The organism is Mesorhizobium sp. M8A.F.Ca.ET.207.01.1.1, assembly GCF_004794715.1.
Taxonomy (GTDB): domain Bacteria; phylum Pseudomonadota; class Alphaproteobacteria; order Rhizobiales; family Rhizobiaceae; genus Mesorhizobium.
Genome location: NZ_SRUS01000472.1, coordinates 1 through 303 on the forward strand (window position 1 = coordinate 1; position 303 = coordinate 303).

Consider the following 303-nt stretch of genomic DNA (forward strand, 5'->3'; position numbering starts at 1 on the left):
CGATCTCGACGCGCTCGAAGCTGCGTTCCTGCAGCACGCGCAGCAGCTTCACCTGCATCGGCAGGCTCATGTCGCCGATTTCGTCGAGCAGCAGCGTGCCGCCCTCGGCCATTTCGAAACGGCCCTTGCGCGCGGTCAGTGCGCCAGTGAAGGCACCCTTTTCGTGGCCGAACAGTTCGCTTTCCAGCAGGTCGGCCGGAATGGCGCCGCAGTTGATTGCCACGAACGGGCCATCGCGGCGCGGCGAGCGCTGGTGGATCGCGCCTGACACCACTTCCTTGCCGGTACCGGATTCACCCAGCA

At 65.7% G+C, this 303-nt stretch carries 1 protein-coding gene; it reads right to left on the reverse strand.

Annotation, left to right across the window (positions count from 1 at the left end; all coding sequences use genetic code 11):
• The coding region (locus tag EN850_RS35420) for a sigma-54 factor interaction domain-containing protein (RefSeq protein WP_136093063.1) at nucleotides 1-303 on the reverse strand (303 nt) is incomplete at both ends.